Here is a 20,216-nt window from a genome sequence, read left to right as displayed (position 1 = left end):
CACTCCTTATTAAAACAATTATAAGCGGAGTCAATTATGGAAAAGCCTCAAATGGAACAACCAAATTCTAGCGAATCAGCACTGGAAACCTCTCTTTTTTCCAAAGTCGGAAGAGTTACGGATGTGATTGAAGAGTCACTAATCGCATTTTTCCTTGGCGCAATGACGCTACTTACTTTTGCCAACGTGGTATTTCGATACGCATTCAATGACAACATCTTATGGGCACTGGAACTGACCGTGTTCATGTTTGCTTGGATGGTGTTAGTGGGCGCATCTTATGGCGTTAAAAAACACTTCCACATTGGTGTTGATGTGATCATCAACCTTGCCCCAGAAAAGCTACGCAAAGTGTATGCGCTCATCGCCGTGACAAGCTGCCTAGCATTTTCAATCTTACTGCTTATCGGTTCTTGGAATTATTGGTACCCATTCGCGACCGATCGCGCATGGTACGAGACCGACGATATTCCAATGCCAGAGATGCTTCAGTTTCTTGCTGACTGGCTGAATGAAGGCGAGCGATACGAGAAACTGCCACGTTTTATTCCTTATATGGCGCTGCCGATTGGTATGGCAATGCTAACGTTCCGTTTTGCTCAAGTTGCTTATCAAGTCGTCACAGGCAAGCTTGACCGCATGATTGCAGGACACGAAGCCGAAGAAGAGCTGGATGCATTGAAAGCTGATGTGTTAGCGGGTTCTGATGAAGACGCGACAGCGGTATTGGATTCGACTAAGCAAAACAAGGCGAACGAGTCGGGTACAAAATCTAACGGTAAGGAAGACTAATCATGGCAATGTTATTTCTATTTTTAATGGTAATTGCTTTCATGTTGGTCGGTGTACCAATTGCGATTTCCCTTGGTTTATCAAGCGTCATATTCTTATTAATGCATTCAGATGCTTCTTTGGCATCCGTTGCACAAACGCTGTTTAATGCATTTGCAGGCCACTACACACTCTTAGCGATTCCTTTCTTTATCTTGGCCTCTAGCTTTATGTCTACTGGTGGCGTGGCGAAACGTATTATCCGTTTTGCTATCGCGATGGTGGGTTGGTTCCGCGGCGGCTTGGCGATGGCGTCGGTTGTGGCATGTATGATGTTCGCAGCCCTTTCTGGTTCATCTCCTGCAACGGTAGTGGCGATCGGTAGTATCGTTATCGCAGGTATGATCAAAAACGGCTACTCAAAAGAGTTCGCGGCAGGGGTTATCTGTAACGCAGGTACGTTGGGGATCTTGATTCCACCGTCCATCGTGATGGTGGTATACGCGGCGGCGACCGATGTATCGGTAGGTCGTATGTTCTTAGGTGGCGTTATTCCTGGTTTGCTGGCGGGTGTGATGTTGATGATTGCTATCTACATCGCAGCACGTATTAAGAAGATTCCGGCACAGCCATTTGTGGGCTGGGGCGAGATGTTCGCAGCTGCGAAAGATGCGAGCTGGGGCTTGCTGCTGATTGTCATCATTCTAGGTGGTATCTACGGCGGCATCTTTACTCCGACAGAAGCGGCGGCAGTGGCTGCGGTGTATGCCTTCTTCATTGCCAACTTTATCTATAAAGATATGGGGCCTTTCGCTGACAAGAACAATACAAAGCCTGCTTTGGTTAAGGTGTTCCAAACGTTTTTCCATAAAGACACCAAAGACACACTTTACGATGCAGGCAAGCTGACGATCATGCTGCTGTTTATCATTGCCAATGCTCTGATTCTTAAGCATGTACTGACCGAAGAACGCATTCCTCAAATGATCACTGAGTCTATGCTATCTGCGGGCTTGGGTCCGATCACCTTTTTGATTGTAGTAAACGTTTTACTCTTGATTGGTGGGCAGTTCATGGAGCCATCAGGCTTGCTGATCATCGTTGCTCCTTTGGTATTCCCAATTGCAATTGCGCTCGGTATCGACCCAATTCACCTAGGTATCATGATGGTGGTGAACATGGAGATAGGGATGATAACGCCGCCTGTCGGGCTCAATTTGTTTGTGACCGCAGGTGTCGCGAAGATGTCGATGATGAACGTGGTAAAAGCCGCATTGCCGTGGGTTGGGGTGATGTTCTTATTCCTGATTATCGTCACTTACGTACCTTGGGTATCAACATGGTTACCAACCACCTTGATGGGACCAGAGATCATAACCAAGTAGCTATTTGAGTCATTCACTGACATGGAATTTAATCCATAAAAAATGAGGAGGTCGCTAGACCTCCTCATCTATATTTCTGCCACGATTTGAATGAGGCTTTATCTGCTCATACAAAGCGCGTTTTGCCTCTAATTCTGGCGTGTGTAGATCGACATGATTGTCAGCATAAAAAATACCATCTATCTCGAAAGTATCGGTAATCGATGGCACTTTTGTTTTCTCACCCATAACCACTTCCTTATTATATTTATTGCATAACATCCTGTTGTCGAAATAAGTATAGGTGATCTTGCTCCCAAATCTAATTTAGTTTGGTTCTACCTTATAAGATTCTTTCGTTAGCTGGTGCTTTTGCATCTTATCGTAGAGGGTTTTCCTCGGTAATTGCAGCCTCTCCATGGTCTCTTTTATACTGCCATTGCATTCAATAAGTGCCTGCTTCAACGTGTTTTTTTCAAAGTCAGATACCAATTCTGCCAAAGACAGTTCTTGAGTAGTTTCAGTGGCGCTGTCTGATAAGTGAGAAAGCTTACCTAAAAGTACAAAACGCTCTGCAGTATTACGTAATTCTCGAACATTTCCCGGCCAATCATGAGCCAAAAGTGCGTGCAGCTCCTTTTGTGGAAGGGCAGGGGCAGTCTTGCCATAACGCGCCGCAGCGACCAGTAAGAAGTGGTGGAAGAGTGCTGGGATATCTTCTTGTCGGCTTCTTAACGGCGGTAAATCTAAGGTCACAACATTGAGTCGATAATAGAGATCTTGGCGGAAAGAGCCTTCTTCAGCGGCTTTCTTTAGGTCGACTTTGGTTGCTGCTATCACTCGAATATCTAGTGGCACTAAACCGTTTGAACCAACTCGCTCAATAACGCGTTCTTGTAAGACGCGTAATAGGCGAATTTGTGCCTGCATCGGCATGGATTCAACTTCATCTAAGAATAGAGTTCCGCCTTGAGCAAACTCGAATTTACCCACTCGCTTGCTTTCTGCGCCCGTGAATGCCCCTTTTTCATGGCCATACAGTTCACTCTCAATCAGGTTTTCAGGAACAGCACCACAGTTGACCGCGACAAAGTTTTGCTCTCGACGGCTGCTTTGTTCATGCAGAGAACGTGCTACTAACTCTTTACCTGTACCTGTCTCGCCAAACAATAATATATCGGCATTGGTGTCGGCAATATGGGTGATGATGGAGCGCAGCTCAGTCATGGATTGCGTATCACCAATGATTCTAGGGCCGAGCGCTTGGCTGGCTTTGAGTGAACGTTTTAACTCAAGGTTCTCTAGTGTGAGCTGACGTTTTTCTATCGCTCGCTTAGTGGTTTCGATTAGGCGTTCATTAGCGAAAGGTTTTTCAATGAAGTCATAGGCGCCGTATTGGATGGCTTGAACGGCCATTGAAATATCGCCGTGACCAGTAATCATGATCACGGGGATCTCTTTGTCTTTGTGCATCACGGTGTTGAGCAGATCATGCCCGGATAGACCTGGTAGACAGATATCAGTGATGATCACGTGAGGTAAGCCGTTTTCTTGAATTGCGAGCAGAGCAGACTCCGCATCGGGAAAGAATTCGGCATCAATGTCGGCGAGCTCGAAGCTCTGTTCAATCGCCATTCTTAGATCGGATTCATCATCAATGAAATAGACGTGACACATAGTGATTCCTTTACTTCTTTGTATTCTGGTTATTGCTGAGTTTTTGTTTGCTGTTCATGTCCAACAAGGGGCAACTCTATGCTGATTCGAGCACCGCCTTGAGGGCTACTACCGGTAACGAGCTTGCCATTTATTCCGTTGATTATTTGTTGAGAAATCGATAGCCCAAGTCCAAGTCCGTTTTTCTTGGTGGTATGGAAGGGTTCAAAAAAGTTTCCGCTAGAAGGGGAGGTGAAGCCGGGGCCGTTATCATCGACATGAATTAGCAAGGTATTGGCTTGTTGATGGTCGGACTCTCTAATCTCTAACAGAATAGCTAATTGTTTGTCATCTTGTTGTTCCACCGCCTGAATCGCGTTGGTCAGCAGGTTAATGATCACCTGTTCCAGTTGAATGGCGTTGGCGAGCACGCAAGCATCAAAGGTCTCAGGGAGTTCGTTGACCTTAACTCGCTCGCTCTTGAGTTGTGGCTTCATCAGCTCTTTCGATGAATGTAAAACTGGGAGTATTTGTAAGGTGTGTAGCTCTTCCGCAGTAGATTTTTTGGCGAACGAGCGAAGCTGGTGGCTGATTTTCGCCATACGATCAGTGAGTGCCGAGATTCGCGATAGATTGTCATCGACACGATCGGTTTTTTCTTTGGCAAGAAACAATCGGCCGTTGTCGGCATAACTGCGAATCGCGGCAAGCGGGTTATTCAGTTCGTGACTGATGCTCGCTGACATCTGCCCTAGCACTGCTAGTTTGGCGGCTTGGATGAGCTCGTCTTGGGTTTGCCTCAGAACATGCTCGGTTTCGATACGGTGTTTGATCTCAACATGTAACTCCGATGTACGTTCAAGCACTTGAAATTCGAGTTTTTGCTTGGCTTCGGATTGCAGCCTGTCTATCTGTGCTCGTCTTTGTTGTCTATGGTGGTTGAGCTGCATTGTTAGATAAATAATCGCAAAGATTAGGCTCAAAACCACAAGGTAAGCAACCAAGTCCCACCAAACTAAGTGGGTTGGAGAAAATACCCGTATGGTGAGTCTTGGTTCGGCTAGGAAACGCGAAGAACTAAAGAACTGCTCTTGGACGAGTTTGTGTGGCGACTCAATACGACTGGTGGCACTGTCTAAATCGCCGGAGAAGTGCAGGCTTTCTATTTTTGTATCGAGATACTGCCTGCTTTCTTGAATTCGAGTGTGTTGTACTTCGCTTAGCGGCTGAAGGCTTTTGAACAGCCACTCAGGGTTACTCGACATAAATACAATTTGATCTTTATCGTCAGCAACAAAAAAACTCTGTTTGCCTTTCCAACTTGCTTCAATCAGCGATAAATCCATCTTTACGACAATGACGCCAATAATCTCGGCGGCATAGGAGACGGGGTAAGAATAATAATAGCCTCGCTTTCCAGAGGTTGAACCTAGCGCAAAATATTGATTTTCATTGCCAATAATCGCTTCTTGAAAGTAGGGGCGGAAAGCAAAGTTACGACGAATAAAAGAACGCGGTTGATTCCAGTTACTGGCTGCAATGGTGGTGCCGATACTGTCTAGTAGGTAGGTGTCGGATGCTTGAATCACCGAGTTTACGTGCTCTAGATAACGATTAGTGAGTTCGATTTGCGCAGAGTTACTTGGAGAGTGCAGGGCATCGACCAGCTCTTTGTCTTTTGAAAGCAGCTCGGGAATGTGCGCGAACTTATCCAATTGGCTTGAAATATGAACAGAAAAGCGGTCCAGCTTAGATTGATGATCATTTAACAAACTTTCATGGCTCGTGCTCCACACCCAATGACCGCCAAACACCATCAGTAAACTGTATGTGACCATTAACAGTATTGGGATTTTAAAAGCTTGAAACATGAAGGCTCTCCGCTGATTTCTTTGGTAAACAATCAAGCCTGTCTTCTCTCGTTTATGGTAGCAAATAGCGGTAGTTTTTGCTGAAAGCAGAGAGTGAACAGATGGATGTAGGTTAAGGGTTTGTAACGGGGATTGTTGAAAAAGTTATCGACTCTGAGGGGTAAAACAAGAGCAAGATCTCTTTTTAAGGTTTTTAGCAAAAAAAGCCCTCGATTCCCTTGAAAAAGTCGCTATTGTCCCCATTTCTGTTGTGCTAAGTGATGATTTGATCGTTTTTGTATCACTTAGTTGGACGAATTTAGAGCATTCATCATCATGCAGAGGTGAACGGCTCGACAGAGATTAAACAGATCGCTAGAATGTCGCGTCTAAAATTTCTGTCCTGAGGCTAATCGGAGATACCTTTCTTGTTTCTGAAAACAAGCTTTATTGCGTTTTAATCGACGTGTGAAGAACGAAGATATCGCTGATTAGTCTGGTGTTTGGTTGAATAATCAATTCAGACATCAATGCTCGATTTTAAATTAGGTGTTCGGATAGAGCACTACACAAGGATGCAGCCAACAACGTCTGCTTTTGAATTAAAGCTAAGTTACGGCTCATATGCTCAGATTACTGAGCCAGTTTTGAGGTTTATATAATGCAAGTTACTGTTGAAACGCTAGAAGGCCTAGAGCGCCGTCTTAATATTACTGTTCCTGCTGCTAACATCGAAGATGCAGTTACAGCTGAACTACGCAACATCGCGAAAAACCGTCGTTTCGATGGTTTCCGTAAAGGCAAAGTGCCAATGAAGATGGTTGCTAAAATGTACGGCAAAGCAGTACGTCAAGACGTGATGGGCGAAGTAATGCAACGTCACTTCATCGAAGCGATCGTTAAAGAGAAAATCAACCCAGCTGGCGCACCAACTTTCGCACCAGTTGAAAACAACGAAGGCGCTGACCTAGTATTCAACGCAACTTTTGAAGTTTACCCAGAAGTTGAGCTGAAAGGTCTAGAAAACATCACTGTTGAGAAACCAGCAGTAGAAGTTAAAGACGCAGACGTTGAAGAGATGATCGAAACTCTACGTAAGCAACAAGCAACTTGGACTGAAGTTGAAGCTGCAGCTGACGCTGGTTCTCGTGCAACTATCGACTTCGTTGGTTCTATCGACGGTGAAGAGTTCGAAGGCGGTAAAGCTGAGAACTTCCCACTAGAGATGGGCGCTGGTCGCATGATCCCTGGCTTCGAAGACGGTATCGTTGGTAAAACAGCAGGTATGGAATTCGAAATCGACGTAAACTTCCCAGAAGATTACCACGCTGAAAACCTAAAAGGTAAAGCAGCTAAGTTCTCTATCAAGCTGAACAAAGTTGAAGCTCGTGAACTTCCAGAACTAAACGAAGAATTCGTTTCTAAGTTCGGTGCTGCTGACGGCGTTGAAGGTCTTAAAGCTGAAGTTCGTAAGAACATGGAGCGTGAGCTTAAGCAAGCTGTTAAGAACCGCATCAAAGAGCAAGCTATCGACGGTCTAGTTAACGAAAACAACATCGACGTACCTTCTGCTCTTATCGATCAAGAAATCGGTGTTCTACGTCAACAAGCTGCTCAACGTTTCGGTGGCAACACTGAAGCTGCTGACCAACTTCCACGTGAGCTGTTCGAAGAGCAAGCTAAACGTCGCGTAGTTGTAGGTCTTCTACTTGGTGAAGTAATCAAGACTGAAGAGCTAAAAGCTGACGACGAGAAAGTTAAAGCTATCATCGAAGAGATGGCTACAGCATACGAAGATCCAACAGAAGTTATTGCTTACTACGAGCAAAACGAGCAAATGATGAACAACATGCGCAACGTTGCTCTAGAAGAGCAAGCTATTGATGCAATCATCGCTAAAGCTCAAGTTTCTGATAAAGAAGTTAGCTTCAACGAGCTAATGAATCAGCAACCTGCTTAATATAGTAATATCTGACGTAGAAGGTTGACGTACGGTCAACAATTCTGCTAACAATGGTCCGTATGATTTAATCATTCGGGCCATTTATTTTAGGGACATAAGAATATGAGCTACCAAGAAAAAAATACAATGCCATCGATTATGGACGCACTAGTTCCTATGGTGGTTGAACAGACTTCCCGTGGTGAACGTTCTTACGATATTTATTCTCGTCTATTAAAAGAACGTATCATTTTCTTAACAGGTCAAGTGGAAGACCACATGGCAAATCTTGTCGTGGCTCAACTGCTTTTCTTGGAATCAGAAAACCCAGACAAAGATATCTATCTTTACATCAACTCACCTGGCGGTAGCGTAACAGCAGGCATGTCTATCTACGACACAATGCAGTTCATCAAGCCAAACGTGAGCACAGTATGTATGGGTCAAGCTTGCTCTATGGGTGCATTCTTACTAGCGGGTGGTACTCCTGGTAAGCGTCACGTGCTTCCAAACTCACGTGTAATGATTCACCAGCCACTTGGCGGTTTTCAAGGCCAAGCGTCTGATATTCAAATTCACGCGCAAGAGATCCTAACGATCAAACAAAAGCTAAACAAACTATTGGCAGAGCACACAGGTCAGCCTCTAGAAGTTGTTGAGCGCGATACAGATCGTGATAACTTCATGTCTGCTGATCAAGCAGTAGAATACGGCTTGGTGGATTCAGTTCTTAATCACCGCGGTCAATAATTGCAGGGCAATTGTTTAACGCAAAGTGATTCAAATTGATATACACTCAAGCATAGAGAGTTAAGGCTAAGAGGTTAGCGAATGACAGATAAAAGCAAAGAGGGTGGTAGCGGTAAACTGCTTTACTGCTCTTTCTGTGGCAAAAGCCAACACGAAGTTCGCAAGTTAATCGCAGGTCCTTCTGTTTACATTTGTGATGAATGTGTCGATCTTTGTAACGACATTATTCGTGAAGAAATTAAAGATGTTCTTCCTAAGAAAGAATCGGAATCGCTGCCAACGCCGCGTGAGATTCGTGAGCATCTTGACGACTATGTAATCGGTCAAGAATACGCGAAGAAAGTGCTAGCAGTTGCAGTTTATAACCACTACAAGCGTTTACGTAATGGTGATACGACAGCTGAAGGCGTAGAGCTAGGTAAGAGTAACATTCTTCTTATCGGTCCTACTGGTAGTGGTAAAACACTACTGGCTGAAACATTGGCTCGTTTCCTAGACGTTCCTTTCACAATGGCAGACGCAACAACACTAACCGAAGCGGGTTACGTGGGCGAAGATGTTGAAAACATCATCCAGAAGTTGCTTCAGAAATGTGATTACGACGTAGCGAAAGCGGAACGCGGCATTGTTTACATCGATGAAATCGACAAGATTTCTCGTAAAGCTGAAAACCCATCAATCACGCGTGACGTGTCTGGTGAAGGTGTACAGCAAGCTCTACTAAAACTTGTTGAAGGTACAGTAGCTTCAGTTCCACCTCAAGGTGGTCGTAAGCATCCACAGCAAGAGTTCTTGCAAGTGGACACGTCTAAGATCTTATTTATCTGTGGTGGTGCGTTTGCAGGCCTAGATAAAGTGATTGAACAGCGTGTAGAAACAGGTTCAGGTATCGGCTTTGGCGCAGAAGTGCGTTCAAAAGATGAAACCAAAACTATCGGTGAATTGTTCACTCAAGTAGAACCTGAAGATCTAGTGAAATATGGTCTGATTCCAGAATTCATTGGTCGTCTACCTGTGACAACAACACTGACAGAGCTTGATGAAGAAGCGCTAATCCAAATCCTATGTGAGCCAAAGAATGCACTTACAAAACAGTACGCAGCATTATTTGAGCTTGAGGATACAGAGTTAGAATTCCGTGAAGATGCTTTACGTGCCATTGCTAAGAAAGCAATGAACCGTAAAACAGGTGCTCGTGGTCTACGTTCTATCTTGGAGGGTGTTCTACTAGAAACTATGTACGAACTGCCATCTTCAACTGATGTAAGCAAGGTTGTGATTGATGAGTCGGTAATTAATGGTGAGTCAGAACCACTATTAATTTACAGCAACTCAGATAACCAAGCAGCTGTTGCAGAGTAGGTCTTTTTTAGACAAGTCACTCAAATTGAAAAAGGAGGTAAGCAATTACCTCCTTTTTTTTATTCTTCCATTGAATCCAGTCGTTTAAGCCCCATATACTGCTTTATAAGTTAAAGCGGAAGAGAGAAATATATGAACTTGGAACGTTCCGAGCGTATCGAAATCCCCGTGCTACCTCTACGTGATGTAGTGGTTTACCCACACATGGTTATTCCATTGTTTGTTGGTCGTGAAAAATCGATTACTTGCCTTGAATCGGCAATGGAAGCTAACAAACAAGTACTACTTGTAGCGCAGAAAGAAGCGGACACTGATGAGCCTTCAATTGACGACCTATTTAAAGTAGGAACTGTCGCTACCATTCTTCAGTTACTAAAGCTCCCTGATGGTACTGTTAAAGTGCTTGTCGAAGGTCAGCAGCGTGCAAAAATTCACCAATTCAAAGAAAGTGAGTTTTTCTTAGCGGACGCAGAATACGTTGTAACCTCAGAACTTGACGAAAAAGAACAAGAAGTGGTTGTTCGCAGCGCGATCAATCAATTCGAAGGCTTTATTAAGCTGAACAAAAAGATTCCACCAGAAGTTCTAACATCTCTGAACGGTATTGATGAGGCAGCTCGCCTTGCTGATACGATTGCTGCACACATGCCACTTAAACTGGTAGACAAGCAGCACGTTCTAGAAATCTTAGATGTGACTGAACGTCTGGAATTCTTGATGGGCCAAATGGAGTCAGAAATTGACATCTTGCAAGTTGAAAAACGCATTCGTGGCCGCGTTAAGAAGCAAATGGAAAAATCTCAGCGTGAGTACTACCTGAATGAGCAAATGAAAGCGATTCAGAAAGAACTTGGCGAGATGGACGACGCTCCTGATGAATTCGAGACTCTGAAGAAGAAGATCGAAGACTCTAAGATGCCTCAAGAAGCTCGTGAAAAAACCGAGCAAGAACTGCAAAAACTGAAAATGATGTCGCCAATGTCTGCTGAAGCAACAGTAGTACGTAGCTACATTGATTGGATGGTGGGCGTTCCTTGGGCTAAGCGTTCAAAAGTGAAAAAGAATCTAGCGAAAGCGGAAGAGATCTTAAACGAAGACCACTACGGCTTAGAGCGTGTTAAAGAACGTATTCTTGAATACTTGGCAGTACAAAACCGTATCAACAAGCTAAAAGGCCCAATCCTTTGTCTTGTTGGTCCTCCTGGTGTAGGTAAAACCTCGCTAGGTCGTTCGATTGCTGCGGCAACGGGTCGTAAGTACACGCGTATGGCACTTGGTGGCGTTCGTGATGAAGCTGAGATTCGTGGTCACCGTCGTACGTACATCGGTTCACTTCCGGGTAAACTGATCCAGAAGATGTCTAAAGTTGGTGTTAAGAACCCACTGTTCCTATTAGATGAGATCGATAAGATGTCTTCTGATATGCGTGGCGACCCATCTTCAGCACTTCTAGAAGTTCTAGATCCAGAACAAAACAACGCATTTAACGATCACTACCTAGAAGTAGATTACGATCTGTCAGATGTTATGTTCGTGGCAACATCGAACTCGATGGACATTCCTGGGCCTCTACTGGACCGTATGGAAGTGATTCGTCTATCTGGTTACACAGAAGATGAGAAGCTGAACATTGCTAAGAGCCATTTACTGGACAAGCAAGTTCAACGCAACGGTCTTAAGCCTCATGAAATTGAGATTGAAGACTCTGCAATCATCGGCATCATTCGTTACTACACGCGTGAAGCGGGTGTACGTAGCCTAGAGCGTGAAATCTCAAAGATCTGTCGTAAAGCAGTGAAGAACATCTTGCTAGACAGCGATCTTAAGTCTGTAACGGTTAACATTGATAACCTGAAAGAGTACTTAGGTGTTCAACGCCACGACTTCGGTAAAGCGGATGAAAGCAACCGTATCGGTCAAGTAACAGGCCTAGCGTGGACTCAAGTGGGTGGTGATCTACTGACTATCGAGACCGAAGCAATGCCGGGCAAAGGTAAGCTAACGCAAACTGGCTCACTTGGCGACGTGATGAAAGAGTCGATTCAAGCGGCAATGACAGTGGTTCGTTCTCGTGCTGAAAAACTGGGTATCAACTCAGATTTCTACGAAAAACGTGACATTCACGTTCACGTACCAGAAGGTGCTACACCGAAAGATGGCCCGAGTGCGGGTATCGCAATGTGTACTGCACTTGTCTCTAGCTTGACGGGTAACCCGGTTAAAGCAGAGGTCGGTATGACAGGTGAAATTACCCTTCGTGGTGAAGTTTTACCTATCGGTGGCTTGAAAGAAAAACTGCTTGCTGCACACCGTGGCGGCATCAAAACTGTACTGATCCCTAAAGACAATGAGCGTGATTTGGAAGAGATTCCAGACAACGTAATCGCTGACTTGAAGGTGATCCCGGTTCAGTGGATTGATGAAGTACTCAAAGTCGCGCTAGAACGAGATCCGTCAGGGGTCGAGTTTGACGTGAAAAAATAGTGATGCATAGCAAAAATAAGTAAAGAATTACGCTGATAGGCCCGAAAAGGCTTGTCAGCGTTTTTTTTGGACGCTAAGTTATTGATCAAAGCGGCAGCCCTTTTGCAATAAGGCTTGCGGCTAAATTAAAACCAAAATGGAACGTACAGTCATCAGAAGTAGTCACAGATGACACATAGGGGAAAAACAGTGAATAAAACACAACTAGTAGAATCAATCGCAGAAAACGCAGACATCTCTAAAGCTTCAGCTGGCCGCGCTCTAGACGCATTCATCGAAGCAGTTGGCACAACGCTACAATCTGGTGACCAAGTTGCACTTGTTGGCTTTGGTACTTTCAGTGTTCGTACTCGTGCTGCTCGTACAGGTCGTAACCCAAAAACTGGTGAAGAGATCCAAATCGCAGAAGCTAAAGTACCTGGCTTCAAAGCGGGTAAAGCACTTAAAGACGCATGTAACTAATTTTCACTGCTGAAACCTCCATTTAAGAGGGGAAGGCAGTAAAATGCGTTTACTGTTTGAAAAATGATGTTTCATTCTTAAACAGTATGTGTACAAAGCACATTGAACTTATTTAAATTATGCGCATCCTACTGATGCGCATTTCTTTTTCTGATAATATCGCGTGAATAGATTTTTATTTTGAAGCCAATGCTTCATATCCGGAGAGCACTTAAATTATGATGGATCGATTACGCGAAGGCGTGAATAGCATCGCGGTAAAAATTATCCTTGGGTTGATTATCCTGTCATTCGTATTCGCAGGTGTAGGCAGCTACATCACCGGTGGCGGTAACAACGCAGCAGCTAAAGTTGGCAACACAGAAATTGCTCGTGGTGAGTTCGAACAGGCTTACCAAAACGAACGTAATCGTATGCAGTCTCAACTTGGCGATTACTTCGCGCAAATGCTTGCAGACCCTGCTTACGTAGAGTCTTTCCGTAAATCAGTACTTGATCGCATGATCAATGACGTACTGCTTGAGCAGCAAGCTGAGTCTCTAGGCCTACGAATCAGTGATTCTCAAATCCGCACCATGATTCTAGAAATGCCTCAGTTCCAAACGGCGGGTCAATTCGACCAAGAAGTTTACCAATCGGCACTACGTCGTGCAGGTTTCAGCGCAGAGAGCTTCGCTGAATACATGCGTCGTGACCTTATGCGCAACCAGCTTGTGACTGCACTTCAAGGCAGTGAATTCGTTCTTCAGGGCGAAATCGATACTCAGAGCAAGCTTATCGCACAAACTCGTGACATTCGCACAGTGACACTGTCTGTTGCTGACCTTGCAAAAGACATCGAGTTAACTGACGAGCAAATCGAACAGTACTACCAAGAGAACCCAGCAGCTTACACTCGTCCAGAGCAAGCTAAGGTATCTTACATTGAGCTTTCTGCTGAAGCGCTTAAGTCTCAGCTTGAAGTAAGCGATGAAGAAGCACAGAAATACTACCAAGAGCACCTAGACAAGTACTCAACGGAAGAGCAACGTAAAGTTAGCCACATCCTAGTTCAAGGCGATGACGAAGCGAAAGCTCAGGCAATCCTAGACGAGCTAAATGCAGGCGCTGATTTTGCTACGCTAGCGGAAGAGAAATCTGACGACTTCGGTAGTGCAGACGTTGGCGGTGACCTAGGTTGGATTGAGCGCGATGTTATGGACCCTGCATTCGAAGACGCGGCTTTCGCTCTTGAGAATATTGGCGATACTACTGGCCTAGTTAAATCTGATTTCGGCTACCACATCATCAAGCTAGACGAACTAAAAGCGTCTCAAGCTCAGCCTTACACTGAAGTAGCGGCAGAGATTAAGACAGAGCTTCTAGACCAACACGCAGTTGATCAGTTCTACGAGCAACAAACTGAGCTAGAAAAAGTAGCGTTTGAATTCCCAGATTCTCTAGATGATTCTGCAGAAGCTATCAACGCGAAGATCACAACGACAGATTTCATCTCTCAAGTTGACGCTCCAGAAGTTCTGATGACGCCTGCAGTTATGCAAGCTATCTTGAGCCCTGAAGTGAAAGAAGACGGTCTAAACTCGGAAGTTATCGAAGTTGCACCTGAGCACGTAATTGTTGTTCGTGTAGAAGAGACTCGTGATGAGACAGTTCTTCCTCTAGCTGAAGTGAAAGATCAAGTTGTCGCTGCACTGTCTGCTGTACAAGCAGAGCAGCAAGCGGTTGAGCTAGGTGTTTCTCTAGTGAACGAACTTGAGCAAGGCAATGAAGCAGTACTAGCGGACAACAACCTTGAGTTCACTGAACTTGAAACGATTGACCGTAACTCGCCATTAGCGGCATCTGTATTCGCTCTAGCGAAACCAGAAGCAGGTCAAGCTGTGTTCGGTCAATCTAAAGACCAAGACGGTAATATCGTTGTTGTTGAGCTTTCTAAAGTAACGGCTGAGATCAACCCAGCCTACAGCACTCAAATTGGTGCACAGTTGGAGCGAGTTGGTAACCAGCAAGACCTGACTAACGTATTAAACGTACTTCGTAAAAACGCAGACGTTGAATACTACGTAGTGGGTCAAGGTCAGTAAGCGTTTGATTACCTCAGTAGCAAGCTCAAGTTAGAGCTTACTACTGAAATCAACACGTGATTGTTAGGCTTTAATTCAGATTTGTGAGCCAACAAACAAGCTGATGAAAATAAGATGTATAACGAAGCGGGTCACTTAGGTGATCCGCTTTATTTTTATCTGGTGATTGTGTTATCTAGCGCGGCAAATGCATAAGTTACGTTTTTTGAACAAAGGAACTATTTATGCGCACGATATATTCAACACTAATTCTTTCATTTCTGATGCTCTTAAGCCCTGCCGTGTTTGCAGACAGCCCAACCAAGGCTGAGCTTTACGAAGGCATTGAGATTACGGTCAACATCAATACCGCGACGGCAGAAGAACTTTCAGCACTATTGGTTGGCGTGGGTGACAAGAAAGCCAAAGAAATCGTCGATTACAGAGATCAGAACGGGGCATTTACTACTGCTGATGATTTGGTGAGTGTCAAAGGGATAGGTGAAGCGACGGTTGAAAAGAACCGCGAAAGAATTCAACTTTGACCCGTTTTTCTACTTGTTAGAAATGAAGCGATAGATATGAAGCCTCCGGCCAATGCACCCGCTAGGTGGGCTTCAATCGCGATACGAGCATTAATCAGTTCACCAGTCGTGCTAGAAGGGCCAATAAGCTGCTCCCAAGCGATTTTAGCGACTAATCCGAATACTAACAGCCAACTAGACTTCCTGCCGTTTAAAGCCTCTCTGAGCGCGAATAAGCCAAACAACCCATGCAAAGTGCCCGATAGGCCAACGTAGATCTGAATACTTGAAAACAACAGAGCGACGCCAGTCACTAAACTGATCACAAGCAAAGCAACAACAAGCTGTTTTTTACTCGGTTGAAACAGGTAGCTGATGATCCACAAGCCTGCTAGATTCATCAGAAGATGCGAGTAGTTGGTATGTGAAAAGTTTCCTGTTAGGATTCGCCACCATTGCCCATCGGCAATCGCATTGCTATCCCAAACGACCCAAGCTTGTATTGGCTCAAATTGGAATAAGACGCATAAAAGTGAAATGAAAATTAAAACAGGGTACACATTAAATCCATGTCTCGTTATTGCCCCCAATGCAGCAAGGCTTTGAAAGCTTGTATTTGTCAGTGGGTTACACCACTCGAATCGAATGTTGAGCTTATCATTCTTCAGCACCCATCAGAAGAGCATCGTCCGATGGGAACAGCGCGTATTCTCTCGTTATCTCTTAATAACAGCGTGACGTTTGTTGGCGAAGACTTTTCAGACAACGAACAACTCAACGCATTGTTGTGCGATGAACAGTATCAACATGTGATTTTATACCCAAGCGAAAACTCTGTTTCAGTTGAGTCGGCGACATCTCCCAATAAGAAGCTGCGTGTGATTTTATTGGATGGCACGTGGAAGAAAGCATTCAAGATGTGGCAAGTATCGAGTAATTTGCATGCGTTGAACACGGTTCATTTACCGAAAGATCTCAAGGGTAATTACCGAATTCGCAAAGCACCCAGTGAAAATAGCCTTTCAACCGTTGAAGCTGGCTATCATTTACTTAGCTTGTTAGAGCGTGATGGCGACTTTAGCCCTTTGCTAACGGCATTTGACCAAATGATTCAGTTTCAAATCAATCAAATGCCGCCGGGCGTGTTTGAGAAAAACTACTTAGATTAAGCCGTTTTAGTAAAGTGAGTCAGGAATTAAAACTCGGTATGAGCTGAGAACAGTTGCTGATGCATTTTCTGCGCAAGATCATCAGTCATCGATGAAATGTAATCGGCTATCACGCGCATTTTTCGAGACTCATCTTGATGTTGTAGCCATTGCTTCTTGATGGGCAGTGGCAGCAAGCGTTCAGGATCTGCGCTGAATGCTTCAAACATATCCATGATGATCTGTTGACCTTTGTATTCGATGACCTGAACCTGTGGCACTTGAATAACGAACTCGCTGACAAAGTGTTTCAGCTTATCGAGTGTGCCGTCCATGCTCGGCTCGAGCACCGCATTGTAAGCCAACAGTACATTCTCAAAGTTAGCCTCCACTCGCTTAATCGAGATACTGGTCAACAGTGCGTTGACTATCCCACCAATCGCATCCTTTCGACGATACTGTTCACCAGAGAAAAGCATCTCTGTAATTGAATCTAGGTGTTCACAAATCCATGGGTCGGCCATCTCTTTCAGTTGAGGGTAAGCCGATTCGACCCACTGAGCTTTGGTCACAGAGCCAAGCACAATCGCATCTTCTAAATCGTGCACGCCATACGCGATGTCGTCAGCAAGTTCCATGATCGAACAATCCAGTGACTTATATTTGGTCTTGTTGTGCTCAAGTGGCTCGGTATGCGTTTTTCTTTTCTGTTTTAGGAGCTGTTGGTCGCTGCTTGAAAGCGGTTCAAGCACCCAGTTAAACAACTCTTCATCATGATCGTAGATGCCTTTTGCTGGCATCCAATCTTTAGCTCGGAGTTGTCGTTGATGCTTAACGGGTTCAGACTGCAATTTAGCTTGAACCTCACTCAGCAGAGAAGGGTACTTAATTAGACCTAACAAAGTGCGTCGAGATAGGTTCATCCCGTGATGTTCAGTGTAAGGTTCTAGCTGTGTGACTATGCGAAACGTTTGAGCGTTGCCCTCAAAGCCGCCGTGGTCGCGCATCATGTAGTTGAGTGCGACTTCGCCGCCATGTCCATAGGGTGGATGACCGATGTCGTGAGCCAAACACAGTGAATCAATCAAACTGTCTGAGGGTAATAGGTCTCGAAATTCGGGCTGCTTTTTCTTCAGTTGAGCGACGATACCGGTGCCAAGCTGAGCGGCCTCAAGAGAGTGGGTAAGGCGCGTTCGGTGAAAGTCGTTGACCGTGGTGCCATGGATCTGGGTTTTCGCTTGTAAGCGACGGAAAGCAGCAGAGTGAAGCACGCGCGCACGGTCACGCTGATACGGGCTGCGGTGGTCATCCCGTCTTATTTTATGTTCATCGTCATTTCGATGCTGCCATTCTTGTTCGAGTACAAAGGGTGGTTCGAGTTGAGAATTCAAAATAGCACCTATCAAATTGATTTTATTTAGCTAATTAAAAACAACTTATACCCAGCTAGCTTATCTCGTCTAGTGATAATTCAAAGCTCGGTGCGAATGTGGTGAGAAAGTAGTCCATTTCTGGGCTTTTGCGTTGTTCGAGTGTCTCTTCCAATCGGCGCTTGGCTTGCTCGTATTCATGATTGCCCGCACTGAGCTCTTCCAAGCATTTCAGGTACGCACAGATAGTATCTGCCTGCTTGACGATGCTTTGCTCTTCTTTACTCGCAGTACCAGATATTAAGAAGGGGGCGAAGTCGTCTCTGAACTCTTCTGGCAACATCGAAAGCAGTATTTGTTCTGCCGCGGCTTCTATCTTCTTATACTCTTGTGCAATATCCGGGTTGTAGTATTTAACTGGCGTTGGCAAATCACCCGTCAGTACCTCACTGGTGTCGTGGTACATGCCAAGCAGAGCAATGTGCTCGGGGTTAAGCTGACCATCAAACTTCTTGTTTTTGATCAGTGCCAAGGCGTGTGCCACGAAAGCAACCTGTAGGCTATGTTCTGAAATGTTCTCGCTTGATACCGAACGCATCAGGGGCCAGCGTTGAATTAGCTTCATGCGTGCGAGATGGGCAAAGAAATGGCTCTGTTTCATAAATGTCCTTATAGTACCAATCGTAGTAAATAACTGGTCATCCTAGCTTGTTAAAAAACTCGATAACTATGTTAGAATTTTTGATTGTAGAATAACTACTTATCGAAGCTGCTTGTCGAAAATAGCTGCCTTGTTCTCAAGCTTTTTCCCTACGCTATTTCTGAACACTTACTTACTGTGATTGGTATAAACAATACTCCACTCGTATCTTGTGTTTGCACAGGGATACGAGACAGCGGATACAAAAAAGGCTCCTAAACAGGAGCCTTTTAAGCATAGAAGTGAATGAATACAAGTTAAAGTCTTTTAAAACAGCAAATTGTAGCCATCTTTCTTTGTGCTCATTAACCTTCGATGAGGTCGTCTTGGCTGTAAGTCTGTAAGAAGCGCTCTAAACGACCAATTGCGATTTCTAGATCTTCGATGTGCGGCAGAGTCACGATACGGAAGTGATCCGGTTTCGGCCAATTGAAGCCCGTACCTTGAACCAATAGCACCTTCTCTTGCTTAAGGAAGTCGAGTACAAACTTCTGATCGTCTTTGATGTTGTACATGTTGGTGTCGATTTTAGGGAACAGGTACATTGCACCTTTCGGTTTCACACAAGAAACGCCAGGGATCTTGTTGATCAGTTCCCATGCACGGTCACGCTGTTCAAGCAGTCGACCGCCTGGAAGAATCAGCTCATTGATACTCTGATAGCCACCGAGTGCGGTTTGGATAGCGTGTTGCATTGGAACGTTGGCACACAAACGCATTGAGGCCAGCATTTCTAGCCCTTCTACATAGCCTTTCGCTAGGTGTTTAGGGCCTGTTAAGAACATCCAACCACCACGGAAACCACATACACGGTAAGCTTTAGATAGGCCGTTGAACGTGACCATTAATACGTCTTCAGCAAGCGTTGCCACTGAAGTGTGTACCGCACCGTCGTAAAGTACTTTGTCGTAGATTTCATCGGCGAAGATGATCAAACCGTGCTCACGAGCAATCTCAACCACTTGTAATAGGAAATCACGGCTGTATACCGCGCCTGTTGGGTTGTTCGGGTTGATAAGAACGATGCCGCGCGTCTTTGGTGAGATCTTCGCGCGCATGTCGTCTAAATCTGGATACCAATCAGCATCTTCATCACACATGTAGTGAACCGGTGTACCACCAGAAAGCGCAACAGACGCTGTCCATAGTGGGTAATCCGGAGCGGGAACTAAGATTTCATCACCGTTATCCAGTAGCGCTTGCATAGACATAACGATAAGCTCTGATGCGCCGTTACCAATGTAAACGTCTTCTACATCAAGGTTACGTAGGCCTTTTTTCTGGTAGTGCTGAACAACCGCTTTGCGGGCTGAATAGATGCCTTTTGAGTCGCAGTAACCTTGAGATGTCGGTAGGTTACGGATTACGTCAACAAGGATTTCATCAGGGGCGTCAAAACCAAATGGGGCGGGGTTACCAATATTAAGCTTCAGTATTTTATGCCCTTCTTCTTCCATGCGCTTAGCATGTTTGAGTACAGGCCCCCTGATTTCGTAGCATACGCTGTTGAGTTTTGACGACATCCCGATATTTTGCATTGCCGATTTCCTGAAATTAATTTAAATACTTTATTAAAGTACCGCAAAATGGCGTTTGATAGAATAAAAATCTGATGAATGTCGCATTTCAGTGTCACGTTTAGCCTTTTTGTTGTCACTCTTTTCTAAATTTTAATTAATCGCTTTCTTGGTTATTGGCTAAGATGAATAAAGGGGCGGGATCGCTTAAAATCACAGGAATGTTGAAAAGATATAGTACATTCTTGATCTA

Annotated in this window: 17 protein-coding genes and 1 pseudogene; 11 read left to right on the top strand and 7 right to left on the bottom strand. The window is 44.8% G+C overall.

Going from position 1 to position 20,216, the window contains the following annotated elements:
* Positions 1-36: 36 nt before the first annotated feature.
* The gene (locus tag AB6E78_RS04280; RefSeq protein WP_048661478.1) at positions 37-792 is read left to right on the top strand and encodes a TRAP transporter small permease; all 756 of its coding nucleotides are present in this window, start codon (positions 37-39) and stop codon (positions 790-792) included.
* 2 nt (positions 793-794) lie between these two features.
* Positions 795-2,156, top strand: coding sequence for a TRAP transporter large permease (locus AB6E78_RS04275; protein ID WP_017060625.1), 1,362 nt, complete (start codon positions 795-797; stop codon positions 2,154-2,156).
* A 54-nt stretch (positions 2,157-2,210) separates the two neighbouring features.
* Here the strand turns inward: AB6E78_RS04275 and AB6E78_RS04270 are convergent, their stop codons facing one another.
* The 3 genes from AB6E78_RS04270 to AB6E78_RS04260 all read right to left on the bottom strand — a co-directional run bounded on the left by AB6E78_RS04270 (position 2,211) and on the right by AB6E78_RS04260 (position 5,662).
* On the bottom strand, positions 2,211-2,384 hold the full coding sequence (locus AB6E78_RS04270) for a hypothetical protein (protein ID WP_017060624.1): 174 nt from the start codon (positions 2,382-2,384) through the stop codon (positions 2,211-2,213).
* 78 nt (positions 2,385-2,462) lie between these two features.
* On the bottom strand, positions 2,463-3,812 hold the full coding sequence (locus AB6E78_RS04265) for a sigma-54 dependent transcriptional regulator (protein ID WP_102393527.1): 1,350 nt from the start codon (positions 3,810-3,812) through the stop codon (positions 2,463-2,465).
* Positions 3,813-3,841: 29 nt separating this feature from the next.
* Positions 3,842-5,662: an ATP-binding protein gene (locus AB6E78_RS04260; RefSeq protein WP_017060622.1), complete on the bottom strand. Its 1,821-nt coding sequence runs from the start codon at positions 5,660-5,662 to the stop codon at positions 3,842-3,844.
* Between the two features lie 163 nt (positions 5,663-5,825).
* Here AB6E78_RS04260 and AB6E78_RS04255 point away from each other — a divergent pair.
* The 8 genes and pseudogenes from AB6E78_RS04255 to AB6E78_RS04220 all read left to right on the top strand — a co-directional run.
* Positions 5,826-6,008 (top strand): annotated as a pseudogene (locus AB6E78_RS04255) (hypothetical protein); the annotation flags it as partial.
* 294 nt (positions 6,009-6,302) lie between these two features.
* Entirely contained in the window at positions 6,303-7,601 is a 1,299-nt protein-coding gene (gene tig / locus AB6E78_RS04250) for a trigger factor (protein ID WP_017631415.1), read from the top strand.
* A 105-nt stretch (positions 7,602-7,706) separates the two neighbouring features.
* Positions 7,707-8,333, top strand: coding sequence for an ATP-dependent Clp endopeptidase proteolytic subunit ClpP (gene clpP, locus AB6E78_RS04245; RefSeq protein ID WP_004736080.1), 627 nt, complete (start codon positions 7,707-7,709; stop codon positions 8,331-8,333).
* An 81-nt stretch (positions 8,334-8,414) separates the two neighbouring features.
* Positions 8,415-9,695, top strand: a complete 1,281-nt coding sequence (gene clpX, locus AB6E78_RS04240; RefSeq protein WP_009847283.1) for an ATP-dependent protease ATP-binding subunit ClpX — start codon at positions 8,415-8,417, stop codon at positions 9,693-9,695.
* Positions 9,696-9,827: 132 nt separating this feature from the next.
* The gene (gene lon / locus AB6E78_RS04235) at positions 9,828-12,179 is read left to right on the top strand and encodes an endopeptidase La (RefSeq protein WP_017060619.1); all 2,352 of its coding nucleotides are present in this window, start codon (positions 9,828-9,830) and stop codon (positions 12,177-12,179) included.
* A 168-nt stretch (positions 12,180-12,347) separates the two neighbouring features.
* Positions 12,348-12,641, top strand: coding sequence for an HU family DNA-binding protein (locus AB6E78_RS04230; protein ID WP_012604504.1), 294 nt, complete (start codon positions 12,348-12,350; stop codon positions 12,639-12,641).
* A 218-nt stretch (positions 12,642-12,859) separates the two neighbouring features.
* A complete protein-coding gene (gene ppiD, locus AB6E78_RS04225; protein ID WP_017060618.1) occupies positions 12,860-14,725 on the top strand; it encodes a peptidylprolyl isomerase in 1,866 nt (621 codons plus the stop codon).
* Positions 14,726-14,949: 224 nt separating this feature from the next.
* Positions 14,950-15,249 carry a helix-hairpin-helix domain-containing protein gene (locus AB6E78_RS04220; protein WP_017060617.1) on the top strand — a complete coding sequence of 100 codons (300 nt, stop codon included), beginning with the start codon at positions 14,950-14,952 and terminating at the stop codon, positions 15,247-15,249.
* On the opposite strand, the gene rrtA is transcribed toward AB6E78_RS04220, so the two are convergent.
* A complete protein-coding gene (gene rrtA / locus AB6E78_RS04215) occupies positions 15,240-15,788 on the bottom strand; it encodes a rhombosortase (protein ID WP_017060616.1) in 549 nt (182 codons plus the stop codon). The two genes, AB6E78_RS04220 and rrtA, sit on opposite strands and share 10 nt — an antisense overlap.
* Before the next feature lie 9 nt (positions 15,789-15,797).
* On the opposite strand from rrtA, the gene AB6E78_RS04210 reads away from it, so the two are divergent.
* Positions 15,798-16,397, top strand: coding sequence for a tRNA-uridine aminocarboxypropyltransferase (locus AB6E78_RS04210; protein WP_017060615.1), 600 nt, complete (start codon positions 15,798-15,800; stop codon positions 16,395-16,397).
* Between the two features lie 26 nt (positions 16,398-16,423).
* Here the strand turns inward: AB6E78_RS04210 and AB6E78_RS04205 are convergent, their stop codons facing one another.
* The 3 genes from AB6E78_RS04205 to AB6E78_RS04195 form a co-directional block, all read right to left on the bottom strand.
* Positions 16,424-17,767 carry an anti-phage deoxyguanosine triphosphatase gene (locus AB6E78_RS04205; RefSeq protein ID WP_017060614.1) on the bottom strand — a complete coding sequence of 448 codons (1,344 nt, stop codon included), beginning with the start codon at positions 17,765-17,767 and terminating at the stop codon, positions 16,424-16,426.
* Positions 17,768-17,822: 55 nt separating this feature from the next.
* Positions 17,823-18,407, bottom strand: a complete 585-nt coding sequence (gene yfbR / locus AB6E78_RS04200; RefSeq protein WP_372132873.1) for a 5'-deoxynucleotidase — start codon at positions 18,405-18,407, stop codon at positions 17,823-17,825.
* 344 nt (positions 18,408-18,751) lie between these two features.
* Positions 18,752-19,984: a pyridoxal phosphate-dependent aminotransferase gene (locus tag AB6E78_RS04195; RefSeq protein WP_017060166.1), complete on the bottom strand. Its 1,233-nt coding sequence runs from the start codon at positions 19,982-19,984 to the stop codon at positions 18,752-18,754.
* Between the last annotated feature and the right edge of the window lie 232 nt (positions 19,985-20,216).

Source organism: Vibrio sp. 10N.247.310.98, assembly GCF_041467395.1.
In the GTDB taxonomy this organism is placed as follows: Bacteria; Pseudomonadota; Gammaproteobacteria; order Enterobacterales; family Vibrionaceae; genus Vibrio; species Vibrio crassostreae_C.
The sequence above is the reverse complement of the archived record's forward strand: the minus strand, read 5'-3'. Positions and strand labels throughout refer to the sequence as shown.